This window comes from Hydrogenophaga sp. H7 (genome assembly GCF_002025745.1).
Lineage (GTDB): Bacteria > Pseudomonadota > Gammaproteobacteria > Burkholderiales > Burkholderiaceae_C > Hydrogenophaga > Hydrogenophaga pseudoflava.
Genome location: NZ_MCIC01000001.1, coordinates 498,796 through 519,775, shown reverse-complemented (window position 1 = coordinate 519,775; position 20,980 = coordinate 498,796). Strand labels below are relative to the sequence as shown.

At 67.2% G+C, this 20,980-nt stretch carries 22 protein-coding genes; 9 read left to right on the top strand and 13 right to left on the bottom strand.

Annotated features, from left to right (window positions below):
* Positions 1 to 38 precede the first annotated feature (38 nt).
* Positions 39 to 272 carry a twin transmembrane helix small protein gene (locus tag BC358_RS02500; RefSeq protein WP_066158612.1) on the top strand — a complete coding sequence of 78 codons (234 nt, stop codon included), beginning with the start codon at positions 39 to 41 and terminating at the stop codon, positions 270 to 272.
* 81 nt (positions 273 to 353) lie between these two features.
* Here the strand turns inward: BC358_RS02500 and BC358_RS02495 are convergent, their stop codons facing one another.
* From BC358_RS02495 to BC358_RS02465, 8 genes are all read right to left on the bottom strand, one after another.
* Positions 354 to 1,235 (bottom strand): cytochrome c oxidase subunit 3, encoded by an 882-nt coding sequence (locus BC358_RS02495; protein WP_066158614.1) that lies wholly within the window; start codon positions 1,233 to 1,235, stop codon positions 354 to 356.
* Between the two features lie 62 nt (positions 1,236 to 1,297).
* Complete coding sequence (locus BC358_RS02490) at positions 1,298 to 1,507, bottom strand: DUF2970 domain-containing protein (protein WP_373270128.1); 210 nt, start codon at positions 1,505 to 1,507, stop codon at positions 1,298 to 1,300.
* Complete coding sequence (locus BC358_RS02485) at positions 1,504 to 2,115, bottom strand: cytochrome c oxidase assembly protein (protein ID WP_079364519.1); 612 nt, start codon at positions 2,113 to 2,115, stop codon at positions 1,504 to 1,506. Before BC358_RS02485 ends, BC358_RS02490 begins: the two co-directional genes overlap by 4 nt.
* Positions 2,116 to 2,136: 21 nt before the next feature.
* Entirely contained in the window at positions 2,137 to 2,250 is a 114-nt protein-coding gene (locus BC358_RS22180; RefSeq protein ID WP_218008599.1) for a cytochrome oxidase small assembly protein, read from the bottom strand.
* A gap of 8 nt (positions 2,251 to 2,258) precedes the next feature.
* The gene (gene ctaD / locus BC358_RS02480) at positions 2,259 to 3,878 is read right to left on the bottom strand and encodes a cytochrome c oxidase subunit I (protein ID WP_066158620.1); all 1,620 of its coding nucleotides are present in this window, start codon (positions 3,876 to 3,878) and stop codon (positions 2,259 to 2,261) included.
* Positions 3,879 to 3,918: 40 nt separating this feature from the next.
* A complete protein-coding gene (gene coxB, locus BC358_RS02475) occupies positions 3,919 to 5,124 on the bottom strand; it encodes a cytochrome c oxidase subunit II (RefSeq protein ID WP_373270127.1) in 1,206 nt (401 codons plus the stop codon).
* 70 nt (positions 5,125 to 5,194) lie between these two features.
* Positions 5,195 to 5,680, bottom strand: coding sequence for a DUF2244 domain-containing protein (locus BC358_RS02470; RefSeq protein WP_079364517.1), 486 nt, complete (start codon positions 5,678 to 5,680; stop codon positions 5,195 to 5,197).
* A gap of 157 nt (positions 5,681 to 5,837) precedes the next feature.
* Positions 5,838 to 6,626, bottom strand: a complete 789-nt coding sequence (locus tag BC358_RS02465; RefSeq protein ID WP_256861402.1) for a biotin synthase — start codon at positions 6,624 to 6,626, stop codon at positions 5,838 to 5,840.
* Between the two features lie 405 nt (positions 6,627 to 7,031).
* On the opposite strand from BC358_RS02465, the gene BC358_RS02460 reads away from it, so the two are divergent.
* From BC358_RS02460 to BC358_RS02450, 3 genes are all read left to right on the top strand, one after another.
* Entirely contained in the window at positions 7,032 to 7,547 is a 516-nt protein-coding gene (locus tag BC358_RS02460) for a ComF family protein (RefSeq protein ID WP_256861401.1), read from the top strand.
* Between the two features lie 94 nt (positions 7,548 to 7,641).
* On the top strand, positions 7,642 to 8,115 hold the full coding sequence (gene trmL, locus BC358_RS02455; protein ID WP_079364755.1) for a tRNA (uridine(34)/cytosine(34)/5-carboxymethylaminomethyluridine(34)-2'-O)-methyltransferase TrmL: 474 nt from the start codon (positions 7,642 to 7,644) through the stop codon (positions 8,113 to 8,115).
* 154 nt (positions 8,116 to 8,269) lie between these two features.
* The gene (locus tag BC358_RS02450; protein ID WP_079364515.1) at positions 8,270 to 8,593 is read left to right on the top strand and encodes a hypothetical protein; all 324 of its coding nucleotides are present in this window, start codon (positions 8,270 to 8,272) and stop codon (positions 8,591 to 8,593) included.
* Positions 8,594 to 8,600: 7 nt separating this feature from the next.
* Here BC358_RS02450 and BC358_RS02445 read toward each other — a convergent pair whose 3' ends face one another.
* The 4 genes from BC358_RS02445 to pcaF all read right to left on the bottom strand — a co-directional run bounded on the left by BC358_RS02445 (position 8,601) and on the right by pcaF (position 11,734).
* A complete protein-coding gene (locus BC358_RS02445; protein WP_079364514.1) occupies positions 8,601 to 9,056 on the bottom strand; it encodes a MaoC family dehydratase in 456 nt (151 codons plus the stop codon).
* Positions 9,057 to 9,122: 66 nt separating this feature from the next.
* Positions 9,123 to 9,740 carry a ParA family protein gene (locus tag BC358_RS02440; protein ID WP_066158633.1) on the bottom strand — a complete coding sequence of 206 codons (618 nt, stop codon included), beginning with the start codon at positions 9,738 to 9,740 and terminating at the stop codon, positions 9,123 to 9,125.
* A 30-nt stretch (positions 9,741 to 9,770) separates the two neighbouring features.
* Entirely contained in the window at positions 9,771 to 10,535 is a 765-nt protein-coding gene (locus BC358_RS02435) for a sulfite exporter TauE/SafE family protein (protein ID WP_066158636.1), read from the bottom strand.
* A complete protein-coding gene (gene pcaF, locus BC358_RS02430) occupies positions 10,532 to 11,734 on the bottom strand; it encodes a 3-oxoadipyl-CoA thiolase (RefSeq protein WP_079364513.1) in 1,203 nt (400 codons plus the stop codon). The genes BC358_RS02435 and pcaF overlap by 4 nt, the downstream gene beginning before the upstream one ends.
* Before the next feature lie 38 nt (positions 11,735 to 11,772).
* Here pcaF and BC358_RS02425 point away from each other — a divergent pair, with 38 nt between their 5' ends.
* Positions 11,773 to 12,210, top strand: coding sequence for a DUF1841 family protein (locus tag BC358_RS02425; protein WP_066158643.1), 438 nt, complete (start codon positions 11,773 to 11,775; stop codon positions 12,208 to 12,210).
* A gap of 47 nt (positions 12,211 to 12,257) precedes the next feature.
* On the opposite strand, the gene BC358_RS02420 is transcribed toward BC358_RS02425, so the two are convergent.
* On the bottom strand, positions 12,258 to 12,926 hold the full coding sequence (locus BC358_RS02420) for a cytochrome c (protein WP_066158645.1): 669 nt from the start codon (positions 12,924 to 12,926) through the stop codon (positions 12,258 to 12,260).
* Between the two features lie 127 nt (positions 12,927 to 13,053).
* Between BC358_RS02420 and BC358_RS02415 the strand changes: the two genes are divergently transcribed.
* Genes BC358_RS02415 through BC358_RS02400 form a run of 4 tightly spaced genes read left to right on the top strand, consistent with a single transcriptional unit; the run spans position 13,054 to position 20,952 of the window.
* Complete coding sequence (locus tag BC358_RS02415) at positions 13,054 to 13,908, top strand: MoxR family ATPase (protein ID WP_066158648.1); 855 nt, start codon at positions 13,054 to 13,056, stop codon at positions 13,906 to 13,908.
* A gap of 28 nt (positions 13,909 to 13,936) precedes the next feature.
* Entirely contained in the window at positions 13,937 to 15,124 is a 1,188-nt protein-coding gene (locus BC358_RS02410; RefSeq protein ID WP_079364512.1) for a VWA domain-containing protein, read from the top strand.
* A 6-nt stretch (positions 15,125 to 15,130) separates the two neighbouring features.
* Positions 15,131 to 17,059, top strand: coding sequence for an autotransporter assembly complex family protein (locus BC358_RS02405; RefSeq protein ID WP_079364511.1), 1,929 nt, complete (start codon positions 15,131 to 15,133; stop codon positions 17,057 to 17,059).
* Complete coding sequence (locus BC358_RS02400; RefSeq protein ID WP_079364510.1) at positions 17,059 to 20,952, top strand: translocation/assembly module TamB domain-containing protein; 3,894 nt, start codon at positions 17,059 to 17,061, stop codon at positions 20,950 to 20,952. Before BC358_RS02405 ends, BC358_RS02400 begins: the two co-directional genes overlap by 1 nt.
* Positions 20,953 to 20,980 lie beyond the last annotated feature (28 nt).

Genomic DNA, 20,980 nt, shown 5'->3' with positions numbered 1-20,980 from the left:
GAAGGCGATGAAAACTGGGAGCGGCGGATAATCCCCGCATGACCTATCTTGTGATTGTGGCGTTTGTGGCCATCCTCGGCAGCCTGGCGGCGGCGCTGGTGTTCATGATGCGCGGCGGCGGCCAGGGCGACGACACCGGATCCCGCCGCAAAAACCCCATGGCCAAGGCTCTGGCCTTCCGCGTCGGCTTCTCCATCCTGCTGTTCGTCGTGGTGCTGCTCAGTTACTGGATGGGCTGGATCCAGCCCACCGGCCTGCCGCTTCGGGGTTGAAGGGCCGGCACACCGGATCCAAAAAAACGGCGCCTTCCGGCGCCGTTTTCTCTGGGACGGGCGGCGGGGCCGCCCAGTGCGTCACATCCAGTACACGAGGATGTAGAGGCCCAGCCAGACCACGTCCACGAAGTGCCAGTACCAGGCCGCACCTTCGAAGCCGAAATGCTTCTGGGCGGTGAAATGGCCCTTCTGCAGGCGCAGGGTGATGAACAGCAGCATCAGCATGCCGACGAACACGTGGAAGCCGTGGAAGCCGGTCAGCATGAAGAAGGTCGAACCGAAGATGCCCGACGACAGCTTGAGGTTCAGGTCGCCATAGGCGTGGGCGTACTCGTAGCCCTGCACGAACAGGAACACCAGACCCAGGATCACCGTCATCCACATGAAGGCGATGGTCTTGCCGCGGTTGCCCGCCTGCAGGGCGTGGTGGGCGATGGTCAGCGTCACGCCAGAGGTCAGCAGCAGCGCGGTGTTGATCGTGGGCAACCAGAACGGGCCCATGGTCTGGAACGGCTCGACGATGCCGGCCGGCGAGGCGGTGGCACCGACCTGGCGGCTCGGCCAGACGGACGTGAAGTCGGGCCACAGCAGGGCGTTCTCGATGTTGCCCAGCGCCGGCACCGAGTGGGTGCGGGCCCACCACAGCGCGGTGAAGAACGCACCGAAGAACATCACTTCCGAGAAGATGAACCAGCTCATGCTCCAGCGGTAGGACAGGTCGATCTTCCGGCCGTACAGACCACCCTCGCTCTCGGTCACCGCATCACGGAACCACTGGAACAGCACCACCAGCCAGAAGGCCAGGCCAAAAGCCAGCGAATACATGCCCCAGGCGGCACCGTTGATCCACTGACCTGCACCAAGAATCACGAAGAACAGGCCGACGGCCGCCATCACCGGGTGACGGGAGGGTCCGGGGACGAAGTAATAAGGCGTCGTGCCGTGGGTTGCTGCTGACATGCTCGCTCCTCAGTGCTTTCGCTGGTATGAATGAATAAAACTGTTTGATTCGGATGACTGGTTCAGCCAGCCACCCAGTTCACGATCAGGATCAGGATGCCGACAAACGCCAGGGCCATCAACACCCCCACCACCATCAGGTGGATCGGGTTGAGGCGGGCGATGTCGCGCTGATAGTCGGCCTGGCGACGGATTCCCAGAAAGCCCCAGAGCACCGCCTTCACGGTGCCCATGACCGAGCCCTTGCGTTTGTGGACCGGGGGCGTGCTCACACGGCCCCCTGACTGGTCACGGCCACAGGCGCCGGCGCGCGACCGACCATGCCTTGCGGCGCCGCGGGCACCTTGCCGCCCACCTCGAAGAAGGTGTAGGACAACGTGATGGTCGTCACGTCCTTGGGCAGCTTCGGATCGATCACGAAGGCCACCGGCCACTCTTTCTTCTCACCAGGCGCGAGGGTGTACTGCGTGAAGCAGAAACACTCGAGCTTGTTGAAATGGGAGGCCGCCTGCGTCGGTGCGTAGCTGGGAATCGCCTGCGCCGCCATCGTGCGGTTCTGGATGTTCTGGAACTCGTAGAGCACGGTGGTCAACTCGCCCGGATGCACCTGCAGTGTCCGGACGGCCGGCTTGAAGTGCCAGGGCCCGCGTGCGTTGACATCGAACTCCACCGTGATGGTGCGCGACCTGTCGACCTGGGTGTTGAGCACCTTGGGCTGGGCACCGGGCACCGTGCGCTCGGTCAGCGCGAGGACATTGATGCCCGTGGCTTCACAGATGGCCTTGTACAGCGGCACCAGCGCATACCCGAAGGCGAACATGCCCAGCGTGATCACGCCGAGCTTGCCCACCATCTTCAGGTTCTCTCGTTTCAGACCCATCGAATGCTCTCCCGGAACGGCTCAGCCGCCCAGCAGCACGATCTTGCCGACGAAGCCCAGGAAGAACACCAGCGCCACCGAGGCCAGGATGAGGCCCAGGCGCTGGTTCTGTTTTTTCTGTTCGTTCGAGGTCATGGACGTGCTCAGCCGATCACCTTGGTGGCGGTGGCGTCCAGCTTTGGCGGGTTTTCAAAGGTGTGGAAAGGCGCCGGGGACGGCACTTCCCACTCCAGGCCTTCGGCGCCATCCCAGGGCTTCTGAACCGCCTTGGGGCCAACGCCGCGCATCGCGGGGACGATCACGAACAGGAAGAAGTACACCTGGGCCAGACCAAACGCAAAGGCACCCACAGACGCGATGGCGTTGAAATCAGCGAACTGCATCGGGTAGTCGGCGTAGCGACGCGGCATGCCGGCCAGACCCAGGAAGTGCATCGGGAAGAAGGTGATATTGAAGGAGATCATCGACCACCAGAAGTGCAGCTTGCCACGGCCTTCGCTGTACATCACACCGGTCCACTTGGGCAACCAGTAGTAGATGCCAGCGAACATGGCGAACAGCGAACCGGCCACCAGCACATAGTGGAAGTGGGCCACCACGTAGTAGGTGTCCTGGAAGTTGATATCGATCGGCGCCATCGACAGGATCAGGCCGGTGAAACCGCCGATGGTGAACACGAAGATGAAGCCGACAGCCCACAGCATGGGCGTCTCGAAGGTCATCGAGCCCTTCCACATGGTCGCGATCCAGTTGAAGATCTTCACGCCCGTGGGCACGGCGATCAGCATGGTGCTGTACATGAAGAACAGCTGACCCGTCACCGGCATGCCGGTGGTGAACATGTGGTGGGCCCACACGACGAAGGACAGGATGGCGATGGAGCCGGTGGCGTACACCATGGAGGCGTAGCCGAACAGCTTCTTGCGCGCGAAGGCGGGCACGACCTGGCTCACGATGCCGAAGGCCGGCAGGATCATGATGTAGACCTCCGGGTGGCCGAAGAACCAGAAGATGTGCTGGTACATCACCGGGTCACCGCCGCCGGCGGGGTTGAAGAAACTGGTGCCAAAGTGGCGGTCGGTCAGCGTCATGGTGATGGCGCCGGCCAGCACGGGCATCACGGCGATCAGCAGGTAGGCGGTGATCAGCCAGGTCCAGCAGAACATCGGCATCTTCATCAGCGTCATGCCGGGCGCGCGCATGTTCAGGATGGTCACGATGATGTTGATCGAGCCCATGATGGACGAGGCACCCAGGATGTGCATGGCGAAGATGCCGGCGTCCATCGAGGGACCCATCTGCAGGGTCAGCGGCGCGTAGAGCGTCCAGCCGGCGGCCGGGGCGCCGCCGGGCATGAAGAACGAGGCCACCAGCATGATCGCTGCCGGGATCATCAGCCAGAAGCTGAAGTTGTTCATGCGCGCGAACGCCATGTCGGACGCGCCGATCTGCAGCGGGATCATCCAGTTCGCGAAGCCCACGAAGGCCGGCATGATGGCGCCGAACACCATGATGAGGCCGTGCATGGTGGTGAGCTGGTTGAACAGCTCGGGATTGACCAGCTGCAGGCCGGGCTGGAACAGTTCGGCGCGGATCAGCAGGGCCAACACACCACCTACCATGAGCATGGTGAAGGCGAACAGCAGGTACAGCGTGCCAATGTCCTTGTGGTTGGTCGCGTAGACCCAGCGGCGCCAGCCGGCGGGGGCGTGATGATCGTGGTCGTGCGCGTGAGCGTCGTGGGGATCCAGTACTGCACTCATGTTCTAGTCCTTGAGAATTTCAATCTGTTCTGGGTCCGCGTCACTTGCGGGCCGCGACGATGTCGGCGGGCTGCACGATCTGCTCGGTCTTGTTGGACCAGCTGTTCTTGGTGTAGGTGATCACGGCAGCGATCTCGGTATCGGACAGCTGTTTCCAGGCCGGCATGGCACCGTTGTTGACACCATTGAGCAGAACAGCGATCTGCTTGGATTTGTCAGCGTCCAGCACGATGGGGGATGCATCGAGCGCCTTGATCGGACCGGCGCCCTTGCCATTGGCCTGGTGGCAGGCTGCGCAGTTGGCGGCATAGACCGACTCGCCGCGCTTGACCAGGTCGGCCAGGTTCCAGACCTTGGAGGGATCGTCTGCAGCAGCAGCCATCTTTTTCTTCTCGCCCTCGACCCACTGGGTGTACTCCTCGGCGGACACCACCTTGACGTGGATCGGCATGTAGGCGTGCTCCTTACCGCACAGCTCGGCGCACTGGCCATAGAAGTCGCCGGTCTTCTCGGCACGGAACCAGGTGTCGCGCACGAAGCCCGGAATGGCGTCCTGCTTGATGCCGAAAGCCGGCACCATGAAGGCGTGGATCACGTCGTTGGCGGTGGTGATGATGCGGACCTTCTTGCCCACGGGCACCACGAGCGGGTTGTCCACCTTCAGCAGGTAGTCGTCCGTGGCGGGCGGCTTGCCGCTGTTGGACATTTCACGGTGGCTGTTGTCCAGGGTGGAGAGGAAGCCGATGCCCTCGCCTTCTCCCTTGATGTAGTCGTAGCCCCACTTCCACTGCATGCCCGTGACTTTGATGGTCAGGTCGCTGTTGGTGGTGTCCTTCTGGGCCACCAGCACCTTGGTGGCCGGCAGGGCCATGCCGATCACGATCAGCAGCGGCACGATGGTCCAGCCCAGCTCGACCCAGATCGGCTCGGGCAGTTCCTGCGCCTTGTGCCCCACCGACTTCCGGTGCTTGAGGATGGAATAGAACATCACCCCGAACACCACCACGAAGATGACCGAGCAGATGGCCATCATGAACCAGTGCAGCCAGTGCTGCTCTTCTGCGATCTTGGTGGCAGGCGGGGCAAAGTTGAGCTGGTTGACCGCCGGACCACCGGGCAAGTCGTTCACCGCATGGGCCGCCTCGGCCAGCCAGACCGAGGAGCCCAGAATCCAGGCAGAAGTCGTCGCACGCAGGCCACCGGAACGCTGGCGCAGGAAATCACCCATCTGTCTTGTCGTACTCACGTTGAACGCCTCAAATATAAGTATTGATTTATATCAATCCAATTAGACCAAAAACACCCTGAACGCCCTCTCAGGGAATACCCACACCAGCTTCTTGCCCCCTCAGTGCACGCCTGATTTCCCGGGCCAGCACCGGCCGCAAATCGGCCCTCACATACCGCCCGACTTCCGCCGAACGCCCTCCGCCCCGCACCGACACCAGCGAACAGTGGCCGGACGGACCCTCCACGCGAATGGCATGGCCCGCAAACTCAATACGCGACAACCGGCCGGCGTTCTCCCGCTCCACCACCAGCCGACCACAGCTCACACAGATGTGCTCACCGTCGGTCGCATGCCGGGCGTAGACCAGAAACGCCACGCCAACCGCCACCAGCTCCACCAAGGAGAATGGCAAAACCATCCAGGCGCCGTGGGTCCAGAAGAACCCAGCCACCACCAGGGACAGCGCACTCAACAGCGCGTATATGGACCCCAGTTGCCGTGGCGTGACCGAACAGTTGCGCCTCAGCACCCAGTGAGTCCCGTCCGCGGTGACGCTTGCGAGGCGATACATGTTGTGTCTCCGACACAACCGGATGCGCCGGGAGCGTCCGACATGGGATCACGCCTGCCGAAAATTCGGCGTGCGGAGTTTGATTTATGTCAATTGTAGCGACCAGAAACCGCCCGCCGCCCGCTGTACGGCATCTGGGGCGCGCCTTGGCAGCAGATCAGCCGCGCCGTTTTCGCAGCATGGCCCGCATCTCGTCCACCGAGACCGACTGGCTGTCCCCGGCCTGGGGTCGGGGCGCCGACTTGAACGCGTGCCCATAGTTGATCTCGAACCCCAGGGTCAGTCGCCCATGACCGTCGCGCGGCCCGTGCTGCTCGATGGCGGACTCGATGCGCGCGCGCCACCCGCGCCCCCGCAGCCCAGGAAACCGAGCCGCTCCCAGGTTGCGGCCAAAGCTGCGCAACTCGTCCAGCATGGCCGCCGCACTGCTGTAGGTCAGCGTGATGCGCTCCATGTCCATCACGGGCTCGGCGAAGCCCGCCTGCACCAGCATGTCACCCCAGTCGTGCATGTCGGTGAAGCTGTGGGCGGGTGATGGCCAGCCCTGGCCCTGGTAAATGCCCCGCAGCTCGCTCAGGCTGTCGGGTCCCAGGCAGGAGAACATCAGAAATCCGCCGACATCGATGTGCCCGTGCCAGCGACGCAGCAGGGCCTGGGGGCGGGGCTCCTGGTGCAGCACCATATTGGCCCACAGCATCGCCACCCGGGTGTCTGCGGTGGCCACAGCGGGTGCGCTGGACTTGCCCCAGCCCAGGAGCGACCGGAGCGACCGGCCGGCCCCGCCCTGCAAGCGCTCGGTCACGCGCAGGTCCTCCGCAAACACCAGGCAGCGGGCATTCGGCAATCGCGCAGCCAGGCTGCGATGCGCCTCCAGTCCGCCCATCAACGGCTCCCAGTGCAACCAGCTGGCCGGCTGCTCCCGGAACCACTGAAGGCGGTCAATCATGCGCCGGGCCACCTCCTCGTGCAGCCAGGGGCTGGCCGCATGCGAGCGAAGCAGCCAGCGCCGCGCTGCGACGGGATCAAGCCCGGGTACGGGCGATTCTTCGGTGGGGTGGGTCACAGAGGTCTGTTGACAGGGGTGGCGGCCGGCTGGCGAAGGCGAGCCAGTATATTGGCCCGCATGGGAGTTCTGACCGCTTTGCTGCACCGGATACCCGGGCTGCCCTCCATCTGCCAGGTCTGCGGCAGCTGGCCGGCAGCGCCGATCTGCCCGGCGTGTTGCCAGCGCCATGCGCCGCCCCTCGGTCGCTGCCAGCGCTGCGCCAGGCCGCTGCCTGACGATGCTGCGCTGTGTGGCGAATGCCTGACGGCCACAGGGTCATCCCCCGTGCAGAGGTGCCTGACCGCCGTGGACTACCGGTTCCCGTGGGACGGGTTGATTGGCCGGTTCAAGTTTCGCAACGAACCGGGCTGGGCCGGCCCGCTCGGGGACCTGATGGTGCAATCCGCCTCCAGGCAGGACTTCCTTGCGCCCGACATGTTGCTGGTGCCGGTGCCCGTGACACCAGCGCGGCTGGCCGAGCGGGGCTACAACCAGGCTTGGGAGCTGTGCCGAGTGATCGGTCGGCGCACCGGCCTCCAGACCATGGCGGAGGCCTTGGTGCGCCTGGGTGACACGTCGGACCAGCACCGCCTCACGCGCGCGCAGCGACTGGTCAATCTGCGAGGCGCATTCGTGGTCCACCCCCTCGTGGTATCAAGGCTGGCAGAAAAGCGGGTGGTCCTTGTTGACGACGTGCGCACCACGGGCGCTACCTTGCATCATGCAGGACTGGCGCTTCGCCATGCCGGCGCCATCGAGGTTCGGGCCCTGGTTTTGGCGCGAACGCCACAGGCGGCACAAGACGGGGAGACTGGTCGATGACACCGCTCCATATGCGCTTATGATCGCGCCCACCAAGGGGGTAGAAGACAAGGCCGGCCCACCGGTCACCGCGTTGAAGGCAGCGCCTCGCCCCATGTTCCACGTTGTCCTGGTCACACCGCAGATCCCGCCCAACACGGGCAATGTGATCCGCCTGTGCGCCAACACGGGATGCCATCTGCATCTGATCGAGCCCCTGGGTTTCTCGATGGACGACAAGCAGATGCGCCGGGCCGGACTGGACTATCACGAATACGCCAGTGTCCAGCGCCACCCCTCATGGACACAGTTCCTCGACACCGCCCAACCGGTTCGCGAGCGCATGTTCGCCCTCACCACCCGGGGACAGGGGCAGGCCTATGCCCAGCGCTTCATGCCCGGCGACTGGCTGGTCTTCGGCTGCGAAACCGAGGGGCTGCCGACCAGCGTGCGCGAGCACTTCGCCGCAGAACGGCAGTTGCGGCTTCCCATGCTGGAAGGCCAACGCAGCCTCAATCTTTCCAACGCCGTGGCGGTGCTTGTTTACGAAGCGTGGCGCCAACAGGGATTCGGAGCGACAAAACCGTGATGCATATCACTTCTTTGCTGAGGGACGCACCCCACATTTGGGGGTTGCGGTCAACCACAATACGCGGGTTCGTTTGTCCGCCGCATCATGCGGCTCATACTCCCTTGCTGTATTGTGTAGACGTCCTGCCCCTGCGGGCAGCCCGGAGGTTTTTTTGATTGCGACGCTGACCAAGCTCTTCAAAGGCAAGGCTGCGCCCGGCAAGGGGGCCAAGGCCGTGCCGAGCCTAAAAGATCTTCAGGTCATCCGGTCTGCCCTGCTGCAGACCGTGGCGGACTGCGACGGCATCTCCGTGCACCGGTTGCGGCACAAGATCGAGCAAACGCAGACCGTGCAGGATCTCTGGTTGCTGCGCAACGACGCCTACCAGCTCATTTCCCAAGCCACCAGCCAGACGGTGGCGGCCGAGCGGATCAACGCACTCCTGGCGGTGTTCGAAGGCTGGGTCGACGCCCGTCAGCTGGGACGCATCCGCTGAGCGACGCTCAGGGATAGCGCCGCACCAAGGCTTCGGCCACACACACCGGCTTCTCGGCCCCTTCGCGCTCAATGGCCACCGACCAGGCCATCTGCAGGCCATTGCCTTCGATCGGGGTGGCCGTCAACAGCGTCATGCGCGCCCGCAGGCGACTGCCCACCGGGACGGGTGAGGTGAAGCGCACCTTGTTCAGTCCGTAGTTCACCCCCATGCCGCCCTGCCGGATTTCGAACGCCGAGTCGAAAAACACGGGCAGCAGCGACAGGGTAAGGAAGCCGTGCGCGATCGGTGCACCGAAGGGGCCCGCACGCGCGCGCTCCACGTCCACATGGATCCACTGGTGGTCACCGGTCGCGTCGGCGAAGCGGTTGACCTGCTCCTGGGTCACGGTGACCCAGTCGCTGGTGGCCACTTCCTGACCCACACAGGCCGCAAGTTCGTCGAGGGTGTCAAAGCTTCTCATGGAGGCCGACTCTAGGTCCAGGACCCTGGAAGGCACTGTCGGCACCGCGACAGCGCCGGACCGGGTTCAGCGGTCCAGCCAGTCGCAGATGCCGCGCCACTGCTCCAGGTCTTTTTCCACACGGCTGGGCGCCACATCGAACAGCGTGAGCCCGCGCGCGGCGAGGTGGATGTAGTTCTGCGTGTCGCGCAGGTAGCCCAGAACCGGCAGCCCCAGCCCATCGACAAACTCGTGCAGCTTGTCGGCCGCAATCGTGCGGGCATCGACCCGCATGCCGACGATGCCCACCTGCAGATGCCCCGCGTGCTTGGACTGAGCGAGCTCGTCAAGAAACGCGCGCGTGGCGTAGATGTCGAAGATGCTCGGCTGCAGCGGCACCAGCACCTTGTCGGCGTGTTTGAGCGCTTCCTTGCACAGCGAACCGTGCAGGCCGGCGGGCGTGTCCAGCACCACATGGGTCGTCCCCTTGGGCGGCTTGCCCACATGGTCGCCCGACACTTCCCACGAGCGGATCGGGCGGGCGGCCGCAGGGCGCAGGCTCAGCCAGAGCGCGGACGACTGCTGGCGGTCGGCGTCGCCCAGCATCACGGCGTGGCCGCGGCTGGCCAGGTAGCCGGCCACGTTGGTCGACAGGGTGGACTTGCCCACCCCTCCCTTCGGATTTGCGATCACCACCACCGGCATACGGACCTCCTCGGGTGCATGGAACGCCGGCTATGTTAACGGGCGTGCATCCCAGAGCAGCTTCACCGCGGTCAGGAACATGCCGGTATAGACCATGCGGTAGAACAGCGCCTGGTTGATGCGGTGCGCGATGCGCACACCCACCCACACCCCGATCGGCGCGAATGGCAGCAATGCCAGCGAGGTGGCCATGTTGCGCCAGTCCAGCAGGCCCAGCCAGGCGTACGGAATCCACTTGGACAGGTTGATGAAGAAGAAGAAAAAGGCCATGGTGCCTGTGAACAGCACCGGCCGGAGCTTCAGCGGAATCACATAGGCATTGATCGGGGGCCCGCCCGCGTGGGCGATGAAACTGGTGAAGCCGGACGTGGCTGTCAGGATCGCGCCCAGCCATTTCGGCGGTGGCGGGCTGTCGGCGCGGGGCGGAAACAGCAGGCGCTGCGCCAGGAACAGCAGCGTCACCAGCCCCACCACCCCGGCCACCACCCGGGCGTCCAGGACGCGGAACAACACGGTGCCCAGGACGATGCCGGCCAGGCCGAACGGCAGCAGGAATTTCAGCAGTGCCCGGTCCACATCCTTGCGAAAGGCCGCCATGCCCAGCAGGTCCATCACCAGCAGCACCGGCATCAGGATCGCCGCCGCCTGCGGCACTGTGACCGCCAGCGCCATCATGGGCACAGCCAGCGAACCGAAGCCCGCACCGAAGCCGCTCTTGCTCACGCCCAGCAGCAGCACCGCCGGGATCGAGACCGCGTAGAAGAACGGATCGGTGATCAGCGGCAGCGCGCTCACACGCGCTCGACGATCAGCGCAATGCCCTGGCCCACGCCGATGCACATGGTGCACAGCGCGTAGCGTCCGCCGGTGGCGTGCAGGCGGTTGACCGCCGTGGTGGCCAGGCGCGCGCCGCTGGCGCCCAGCGGGTGGCCCAGCGCGATGGCGCCGCCCCAGGCGTTCACGCGCTCGTCGTCGTCCTTGAGCCCCAGCAGGCGCAGGACAGCCAGGCCCTGGGCCGCAAAGGCTTCGTTGAGTTCGATCACGTCGATCTGCTCCAGCGTCAGCCCGGTCTGGGCCAGCACCTTCTGCGTGGCCGGCGCAGGGCCGATGCCCATGATGCGCGGCGCCACCCCGGCCGTGGCCATGCCGACGATGCGGGCCTTGGGCGTCAGGCCGTTCTTCGCGGCCGTGGCCTCGTCGGCCAGCAGCAGGGCGCAGGCACCGTCGTTGACACCACTGGCGTTGCCGGCCGTCACCGTGCCGTCAGGACGCACCACACCGTTGAGTCTGGCCAGTGCATCCAGGCTGGTCTCTCGCGGGTGTTCATCGGTGTCGACCACCACCGCATCGCCCTTCTTCTGCGGAATGCTCACAGGGCAGATCTCGCGCGCCAAGTGCCCGGCCTTGATCGCCGCCACCGCGCGCATCTGGCTGGCCAGGGCCATGCGGTCCTGGGCTTCGCGCTCGATCTTGAAATCGGTCGCCACGTTCTCAGCCGTCTCGGGCATGGAGTCCACGCCGTACTTCTCCTTCATCAGTTTGTTGACGAAGCGCCAGCCGATGGTGGTGTCGTAGACCGCGTTGGCGCGGCTGAAGGCGCTCTCGGCCTTGGGCATCACGAACGGCGCGCGGCTCATGCTCTCCACGCCGCCGGCGATCATCAGCCCCGCTTCGCCGGCCTTGATGGCGCGCGCGGCCGTGCCCACCGCGTCCAGCCCCGAGCCGCACAGGCGGTTGATGGTGGCACCCGGCACCTCCAGCGGCAGCCCCGCCAGCAGGCTGCTCATGTGGGCGACGTTGCGGTTGTCTTCACCGGCCTGGTTGGCGCAGCCGAACAGCACATCGGTGACGGCTTCCCAGTCCACCGAAGGATTGCGCGCCATCAGCGCCCTGAGGGGAATGGCACCGAGGTCGTCGGTGCGCACGGAGGACAGGGCGCCGCCGTAGCGGCCGAAGGGGGTGCGGATGGCGTCGCAGATGAATGCCTGTGGCATGGTGTGTCTCCTCGAAAAACATGCAGGATAATGCATCCATGTTCAGTCCGTCCCAAGCCGATGTCCGGCGCTTCTTCTGTGCCGTGCACGCCAAACAACAGTCCGGCGAGGCCATGGAGGCCATCGAGATGCTGGCCGGCCAGTGGATCGCCGAGCACCCGGAGTACCACGCCGCGCTCTCGGATGTCGACGCGGCGCTGGCGCAGATGGGCACCCCCGGCGACGGTGGGCAGGAGAACCCGTTCCTGCACCTGTCCATGCACCTGTCGATCAGCGAGCAGTGCAGCATCGACCAGCCCCCGGGCATCCGCCAAGCGGTGGAGCTGCTGACCGCGCGCCGCGGCGACCTGCACGCCGCCCACCACGAGGTGATGGAATGCCTGGGCCGCATGATCTGGGAGAGCCAGCGCTCGGGCCGCCCGCCGGACGGGCAGGCCTACATCGACCAGGTGCGCCGACGCGCCACCCAGGACTGAAACAAAAAAACCGCTCGATGAGCGGCTTTTTCATGGGAGGTCAGAGGTCAGCGGAAGCGCGACTGCGGCACCGTCTGCAGGTCGCCGTCCAGCGAACCCAGGTACTTGGCGATCTCGCGCATCTCGGCGGGCTTGAACTGCTTGGCAATGCCGGCCATCACGCCGTTGGAGCGACCGACCACGTTGTTGCCCTCGACCGTGTAGGACTTGAGCGCGACGTACAGGTAGTCCGAATGCTGGCCGGCGATCTTGGGGTAGCTCGGATCGATGGGCTTGGCGAAGTTGGCGCCGTGGCAGGAGGCGCAGGCACCCTTCTGGATCAGTGCGGCGGCGGCTGCACTCGCGGTCTTGGGTGTCTCCGCAGGCGCGGCGCCAGCTTGTGCCGAATAGAACGCGGCCAGATCGGCCATGTCCTGCTCGCTCAGCGAACCGGCGATGCCGCGCATGGAAGGGTGCTTGCGGTCGCCCTTCTTGTAGGCGGTCAGCGCGGAGACGATGTACTTGTCGGACTGACCCGAGATCTTGGGAACCTTGTGGATCTCGGGGAAGCTGTTCTGGTAGCCCTTGATGCCGTGGCAACCAATGCACATTTCAGCTTTCTTCTGGCCGGCCTCAGCCGAGCCGGTCACACCTTGCGCCTGGGCAGCCGAAACCGCTGCAAGAAGGGTCGCAGCGGCGACAACAGTACGGGCGAACGTAGGCAGCGGATGGGTCATTTTGCAAGCACAATGAAGTGAACGATTGATAAAAATCAACAGACGATTATATAGACTTGACCATCAATAACGGCTTATTGATAACCCTGACCCACAGGCCCATCCACCGCCCTTCTCCGCCCCCTCCATGAAGTTCCAAGGCTCTGAAAACTACGTCGCCACCCAGGACCTGATGCTGGCCGTGAACGCCGCCATCACGCTCAAACGCCCGCTGCTCGTCAAGGGCGAACCAGGCACCGGCAAGACCATGCTGGCCGAGGAGGTGGCGCAGGCGCTGGACATGCCGCTGCTGCAGTGGCACATCAAGTCCACCACCAAGGCACAGCAGGGCCTCTACGAGTACGACGCGGTGAACCGCCTGCGCGACAGTCAGCTCAACACCGCCGACAGCGCCGAGCGCGTCAAGGACATCCGCAACTACATCGTGCAGGGTGTGCTGTGGCAGGCCTTCACCGCCGACCAGCCGGTGGCGCTGCTGATCGACGAAATCGACAAGGCCGACATCGAGTTCCCCAACGACCTGCTGCGCGAACTCGACCGCATGGAGTTCTACTGCTACGAAACGCGCGAACTCATCAAGGCCAAACACCGGCCGCTGGTGTTCATCACCTCGAACAACGAAAAGGAACTGCCCGACGCCTTCCTGCGCCGCTGCTTCTTCCACTACATCAAGTTCCCCGATGCCGACACGATGAAGAAGATCGTAGACGTGCACTTCCCCACGCTCAAGGACGAGCTGCTGACCGCGGCGATGAAGACGTTCTACGACGTGCGCAACCTGCCCGGCCTGAAGAAGAAGCCATCCACCAGCGAACTGCTGGACTGGCTCAAGCTGCTGATGGCCGAGGACATTCCGCTCGAAGCGCTGCAGAGCGCCGACAACAAGGTGTCGATCCCGCCGCTGGTGGGTGCCCTGCTCAAGAACGAGCAGGACACGACCTTGTTTGAAAAGCTGGTGTTCATGAACCAGCGGAACCGGTGAGCCCCCTGCTCGTCAACGGGAGTCCGTCATGCTGATCGACTTCTTCTACACCCTGCGCTCGGCCAAGCTGCCGGTCTCGGTCAAGGAGTACCTGACGCTGCTCGAAGCGCTCCAGGCCAACGTGGTCGGGCCGACCAACCCGGACGCCTGCACCATGGACGACTTCTACTTCCTGGCCCGCACCGCGCTGGTCAAGGACGAGAAGCACTTCGACAAGTTCGACCGCGCCTTCGCCGCCTATTTCAAGGGCGTGGAGATGATCGCGGACTTCAGCAAGCCGATTCCCGCCGACTGGCTGCGCCAGGAGATGGAACGCCTCCTCTCCGACGAGCAGATCGCCAACGCGCCCAAAATGGACTGGGACGAGCTGATGGAGACGCTGAAGAAGCGCCTCGAAGAGCAGAAGGAGCGGCACGAGGGCGGCAACAAGTGGATTGGCACGGGCGGCACCTCGCCGTTCGGCCACGGCGGCAAGAACCCGCAGGGCATCCGCATCGGTGGCAAGGGCGGCAACAAGTCGGCGGTGAAGGTGTGGGACCAGCGCGCCTACCGCGACTACGACGACACGCAGGAACTGGGCACGCGCAACATCAAGGTCGCCCTGCGCCGCCTGCGCAAGTTCGCGCGCGAAGGCCACGAGCTCGAACTGGACCTGCCCGACACCATCCGCGCCACCGCCGCCAACGCCGGCTGGCTGGACATCAAGATGATTCCGGAGCGGCACAACAACGTGAAGGTTCTGCTGCTGATGGACGTGGGCGGCACCATGGACGAGCACATCCAGCGCGTCGAGGAGCTGTTTTCCGCCGTCAAGGCCGAGTTCAAGCACCTGGAGTTCTATTACTTCCACAACTGCGTCTACGACTTCATGTGGAAGAACAACAAGCGCCGCTACGCCGAGAAGTTCGCGACCTGGGACATCATCCGCAAGTACAACAAGGACTACAAACTGATCTTCGTGGGCGACGCCACCATGAGCCCCTACGAGATCCTGCAGCCCGGCGGCAGCGTGGAATACAACAACGAGGAAGCGGGTGCGGAGTGGTTACAACGGCTCACACACGCGTTCCCGAAATTTGCCTGGATCAACCCGGAACCTCAGGGCGTGTGGCAGTATCGACAGAGCATCAGCATCGTCCAGCAACTTGTGGGGCAGCGCATGTTCCCGCTGACCCTCAAGGGGCTGGAGGACACGATGAGAATGCTCTCGAAATAAGCCTGCATGACCCTCACCTCCCGGCGCCGTGTGGCTTCCACACGGCTTTTTTGTCTGTTGTCGCTGCTGTTCCTGGGCATGCCGCTGCAGGCGGCGGAGCCCGGACCGGGCAGCGTCCCCGAAGCCAGCGACACAAGCGCCGCGCCCGAGCGTTTTGCGATCACGCTGCAGGCGCCTGGCGATCTGCAGGCCTTCCTCCTGCGCCACATCGAGCTGCAGCGCTACCGCCACCTGCCGGACCTGGACAGCGGTGAACTCGACCGGCTGCTGATCGCTGCGCCTGACAACCTGCGGCAGCTGCTGGGCACGCAGGGCTTCTTTTCGCCAGAGGTGACCGTCACCCGCCAACCGGGCGGCCCGGCGCTGGGCGAGGTGCTGATCCGCATCGAGCCCGGCCCGGCCACCCAGGTGGCGTCCTCGGCGGTCTATTTCAGCGGCGACATCGCCCGCCACGCCGCGGCCGAGGAACAGCGCGAGGCCGTGCGCCGGCGCAGCCAGCAGGCGGTGGGCCAGCCCTTCTCGCAGGCGGCCTGGGACCGCACCAAATCCGACACCCTGCGCCTGCTCACTGCCGAGCGCTACCCGCGCGCGCGCATTGCCAACAGCCTGAGCGACATCGACGCCACCGGCCACGCCGCGCACTGGCACATCGAGCTCGACTCGGGCGCGCCGGTGCGGATCGGCGAGGTGCGGGTGGACGGCGCCGAGCGCTACGACCCGCGCACGGTCGAGCGCCTGGTGCGGCTGGCCGGTCTGCGGCCGGGCGCCGACTACAGCCTGTCGCGGCTGCAGGACGCGCAGCAGCACATCGCCGACACCGGCTACTACAGCTCGGTGTTCGCCTACGTGGACCTGGACGCTGCCGGTGAGGCCGACGCCCCGGCGCCGGTGGTGGTGCAGGTGCGCGAAGCGCCGCTCAAGAAGGTGGTGCTGGGCATCGGCGGCAGCACCAACAACGGCCCGCGCCTCTCGGCCGAACACCAGCACCTGCGCATGCCCTTCCTGGGCTGGCAGGCGCGCAGCAAGCTGCAGCTGGAGCGCCACGACCAGCTGCTGTCCACCGACTGGAGCGCGCCGGTGGAGGACGATGGCTGGCACTGGCTGACGGGCGGACGCCTGGCGCGGCAGACCGATGGCGACAACACCGTCTCCAGCCTGCGGCTGAGCCTGGGCAAGGCGCAAAACAGCCCGCGCATGGACCGGCGCTACTTCGTGCAATACGACCGCGCGCGAACCGTGAACACCGCGCTCGCCAGCCTCTCGTCCGACGGCAACGAGGCCGCCGTCTCGGTCAATTACGGCTGGACCTGGCGCCGCTTCGACCAGCTGCCCTTTCCCCAGAGCGGCTACGGCCTGGGCCTGACGCTGGGCGCCGGCACCACGCTTGGCAGTGAGCGCAAACCGTTCCTGAGCACGCAGGCGCGCTGGCTGGGCTACTGGCCGCTGGACCGCGGGCTCGGAGCCTGGACCGCCACCGCTGAAACGCGCGAGCCCACCACCGCCCCGCCGCCCAGCCGCCTCGGTCGGCTGGCCCTTCGGCTGCAGGGTGGCGCACTGCTGGCCGACAGCACCGCCCGCATTCCCGACACGCAGCTGTTCCTCACCGGGGGCGACAACACGGTGCGCGGCTACGGCCTGCGCGACATCGGTGTGCCCCAGGCCGATGGCAGCGTCGCGCCGGGGCGCTACATGGCGGTGGCCAGCTTCGAATGGCAGCGCCCGATCTGGCGCGGCGGCGTGCGCACCGACTGGGAAAGCGTGCTGTTTGCCGACGCCGGCATCGTGACCAACCAGCCCTCGCACACCAGCCCCAAGGTGGGCGTGGGCGCCGGGCTGCGATACAACAGCCCGGTGGGCCCGCTGCAGCTGGACCTGGCCTATGGCCTGGGGCCCAAGCGCCTGCGCGTCCACCTCAACGTGGGGTTCAGTTTCTGATGCGCGCGCTTCGGACCGGGCTGTGGCTGGCGGGCGGCGCGCTGGGTCTGCTGCTCGCGGCGGTGGTCGCGCTCTGGCTATGGGCCGGCACGCCCGGTTCGCTCGCGCAGGCCCTGGCCTGGGCCGGACGCTGGACCCAGGAGGCGGACGCTTCGCCGGGCCGCCTGCAGACCGACAACGTCGAAGGCAGCCTGCGCGGCGGCGGACGCATCGGCAGCCTGCGCTGGTCGCAGGAAGGCCTCACGGTGCAGGCCGAGGACGTGGCGCTGCAATGGGGCGACGCGCTCTGGACCGACGCGCTGCAAGGCCGGGGCCTGCACATCCCGTCGCTGACCATCCGCAGCCTGCGGGTGGACGACCAGCGCCTTCCCACACCGAGCGAGCCGCTGGCGGACCTGAGCCTGCCCCTGCCGCTGAGCCTGGGCTTTTCGCTGGAACGTTTCGAGCTCACGGGCCGGCAGACGCTCAGCGCCGCGGACATCGCCGGCCACTACCGCTACGCCGCACTGTCCACGCCCACGGACGAACCCGCCCTGCCCGACACGCCGGGCGTGAGCGCCGCGCACCGCCTGCGCCTCGATTCGCTGCAGTGGGCCGACGGGCGCTACCGCGGGCAGCTCAACCTGGGCGCACAGGCGCCGCTGCCCCTGGCGCTGGCGCTTCAGGGCGAGGTGCGCGGCCGCGTGCCCGACGGCCCTTCCCTGCAACTGCAGGCCCAGGCCCGGGTGAACGGCACGCTGGCTGGTGCCGGCGCCGCGCTCGACATCAGTGCCCAGGCCCACCCCGCGGACGGCGCCACCGGCCCGGACGCCACCACCCTGTCGCTCACCGCCCGCGTGCTGCCCTGGGCCGACCAGCCCCTGCGCAGCGCCGACGTGAACGCGCGCGCCCTCAACCTCGCCATGCTCTGGCCGACCGCGCCGGTGACCGCGCTGAGCGGGCAGTTGCAGGCGCAGCCCGAAGGCGACGGCTGGCGCGCCCGGGTGCAGCTGACCAACGCCCGCGAGCAGCCCGCCGACCAGCAAGGCCTGCCGCTGCAGCAACTGCAGGCCGAGGTGCAACAGCGCGGCGAGCGCTGGACCGTGCGCGGACTGCAGGCGCGGCTGGGCGGTGGCACGTTGCAAGGGCAGACCTCGTTTGCACTGGGCACCGGCGGCCCGGGCGCACCGGCCGTCACCGACTGGCAGGGCGAACTCCAGGTCCAGGGCGTGCAGTCCACGCGGCTCTGGAGCACGCTGCCGCCCGGCGTGCTTGATGGCAAGGCCAGCGCGCGCGCCGCGCCTTCACCCGCACCGGCCGGCGCCATCGACCTGCAGGCGCAGCTGGGCGCGGTGGGCGCGCGGCTGCAGGGCCTGGGCCGGCTGGAGCCGGCGCAGCGCAGCCTGCAGGGCCGCTGGGGCCTGGACTTGCCCGGGGCGCGGCTGGACTGGGACGGCCAGGCCGCCCACGCCAGCGGACAAGGCGACCTGCGCGCGCGGCTGGACAACACGCCCCGCCTGCTCGACTGGGTGCGTGGCCTGCGCAGCCTGCCGGTGTGGAGCGCATCGGCGCGCGACGCACTGGCCTCGCTCGACCGGCTGCGCGCCGACAACGGCGGCAGCGCCCGGGTGCAGTGGTCGGGCGGGCTGGCCGCGCTGGGCTGGCCAGCGCCGGCAGCGGCGCCCGGTTCCCCATCAGCACCTGCGAACCCGGTGGCACCGCCCCGGCTGCAGGCCACGCTGAACCTGCCCGGCCTCGGCTGGCAGGGCGGTGACGGCGCCGCGCCGCTGCGCATCGACGACGTGGCGCTCAGCGCCGCCGGCCCGCTGGACGCCCTCGCACTCACCGCGTCCGGCAGCGCCACCACCGCCGGCTGGCGGCTGGGCCTGGACGCGAGGGGGCAACTGGGCGTGGCCACCACGGGCGGCCGGCTCGACCTGGCCCGCCTGCAGCTGCGGCTGAGCCCCGAGACGGCGTCGGCCCGCACGCCCGGCTGGCGGCTGGACAGCACCACGCCGCTGCGGCTGGGGTGGACCATCGACCCGGCCAACGGCCTGGCGCTGGACGCGGGCACCGGCGCGCTGGCGCTCAGTCCCCTGCCCGGCACCGCGGCCGCCCCCCAGACCCCGCTCACCCTGGACTGGCAGCGCCTGGTCTGGCAGGCCCAGACGCTGGACACCCGGGGCCGGCTGCAGGGCCTGTCGCTGCCCTGGCTGGAGTCGTTCGCGGCCCTGGGGCCCGCGCCGTCCCCGCTGGCCTCGAACGGCCTGGCCGGCGACCTCGTTCTCGATGGCGACTGGGACCTGCGCCTGCCCACGAACCCGTCCGCCCCGTTCACCCTGGCGGCCAGCCTGCAGCGGCGCAGCGGCGACCTGCGCTGGAACGGCGGCAACGGCGGTCCCGAGACCCCCCTGTCGGCCGGTGTGCGGGACGCGCGCCTGAGCCTGACAGTGCAGGACCGGCGGCTGCAGGCGCTGCTGCGCTGGGACACCGAGCGCCTGGGCCAGGCCAGCGCCGATCTGGCCAGCACGCTCGGCAGCGGCACTGGCGACGGCACCGACCCGCTCGAACGCTGGTGGCCCGCCAGCGCGCCGCTCAGCGGCTCGGCCCAGGTGCGGCTGCCGCAGGTCGGTGTGTGGTCGCTGCTGGCGCCACCCGGCTGGCGCATGCAGGGCACGCTCAGCGCGGACGCCCGCCTGAGCGGCACGCGCGGATCGCCGGCGTGGAACGGCAGCCTGCAGGCCGACGAGCTGGCCCTGCGCTCCGTCGTCGATGGCATCGCCTTCACCAACGGGCAGCTGCGCGCCACCCTCGCAGGCGAGCGCATCCGTGTCGACCGCTTCAGCCTGCAGGGCCCGGGCGGCGCAGCCAGCGGCGGTACGCTGGAAGCCAGCGGCCAGGCCGAGTGGCGCAGCGTGCCGGGCAGCCTGCTGCGCCAGCCCTTCATCGAACTGAAGGCCCAGGCGCAGCGCCTGCGCATCTCCAGCCGACCCGACCGCCGCCTCACGCTGTCGGGCGACGCCAATGCCACGCTGGACGGCCGCCTGCTGCAGCTGCGCGGCCAGCTCAAGGCCGACTCGGCGCTGTTCATCCTGCCCGACGAAAGCACACCCAGCCTGGGCGACGACGTGGTGGTGCGCAGCACGCGCGACCTGCCCGTGCCCGAAGGCACCGGCCAGCGCGTGTTGCCGGACGTCTCGGTCGCGCTGGACCTGGGGCCGCAGTTCGAGGTGCGTGGCCAGGGTCTGGACGCGCGTCTGGAGGGGCAGCTCAGCCTGCGCGCCACGCCCGCCCTGCCGACGCCGCGCGTGCTGGGCGAGGTGCGCACCGTCAACGGCACCTTCCGCGCCTACGACCAGAATCTGCGCATCGAGTCGGGCGTGCTGCGCTTCACCGGCCCCTACGACGACCCGGCGCTGGACATCCGCGCCGTGCGCGTGCTGCCCGAAAACACCAACCAGCGCGTAGGGGTGCAACTCAGCGGCAACGCCCAGGCCCCGCGCGTGGCCCTGTTCGCCGACCCGGACCTGCCCGACGGCGACAAGCTGGCTTGGCTGGTGCTCGGCCGTCCGGCCTCGGCCGCGGGTGCCCAGGCCTTCGTGCTGCAGCAGGCGGCGCGGCGCCTGCTCTCCAGCGGTGGCGAGCCGCTGGACGGTGCGCTGGCGCGCACGCTGGGCATCGACGAGATCGGCTTCTCCGGCTCGGGCACCAGCGCCGACGGCACCACCACCGGGGCGGCGCTCACGCTGGGCAAGCGCCTCTCCAGCGACCTCTACCTGAGCTACGAACAGAGCCTGGCCGGCGCCATGAGCACGGTCTCGATCCTGTACGACCTCTCGCGCCGCCTGACCCTGCGCGCACGCGCCGGCACCGAGAACGCGATCGACCTGATCTTCACCCACCGCTACGACTGAAAACCCCCCGGGCGCCGCACATACAATG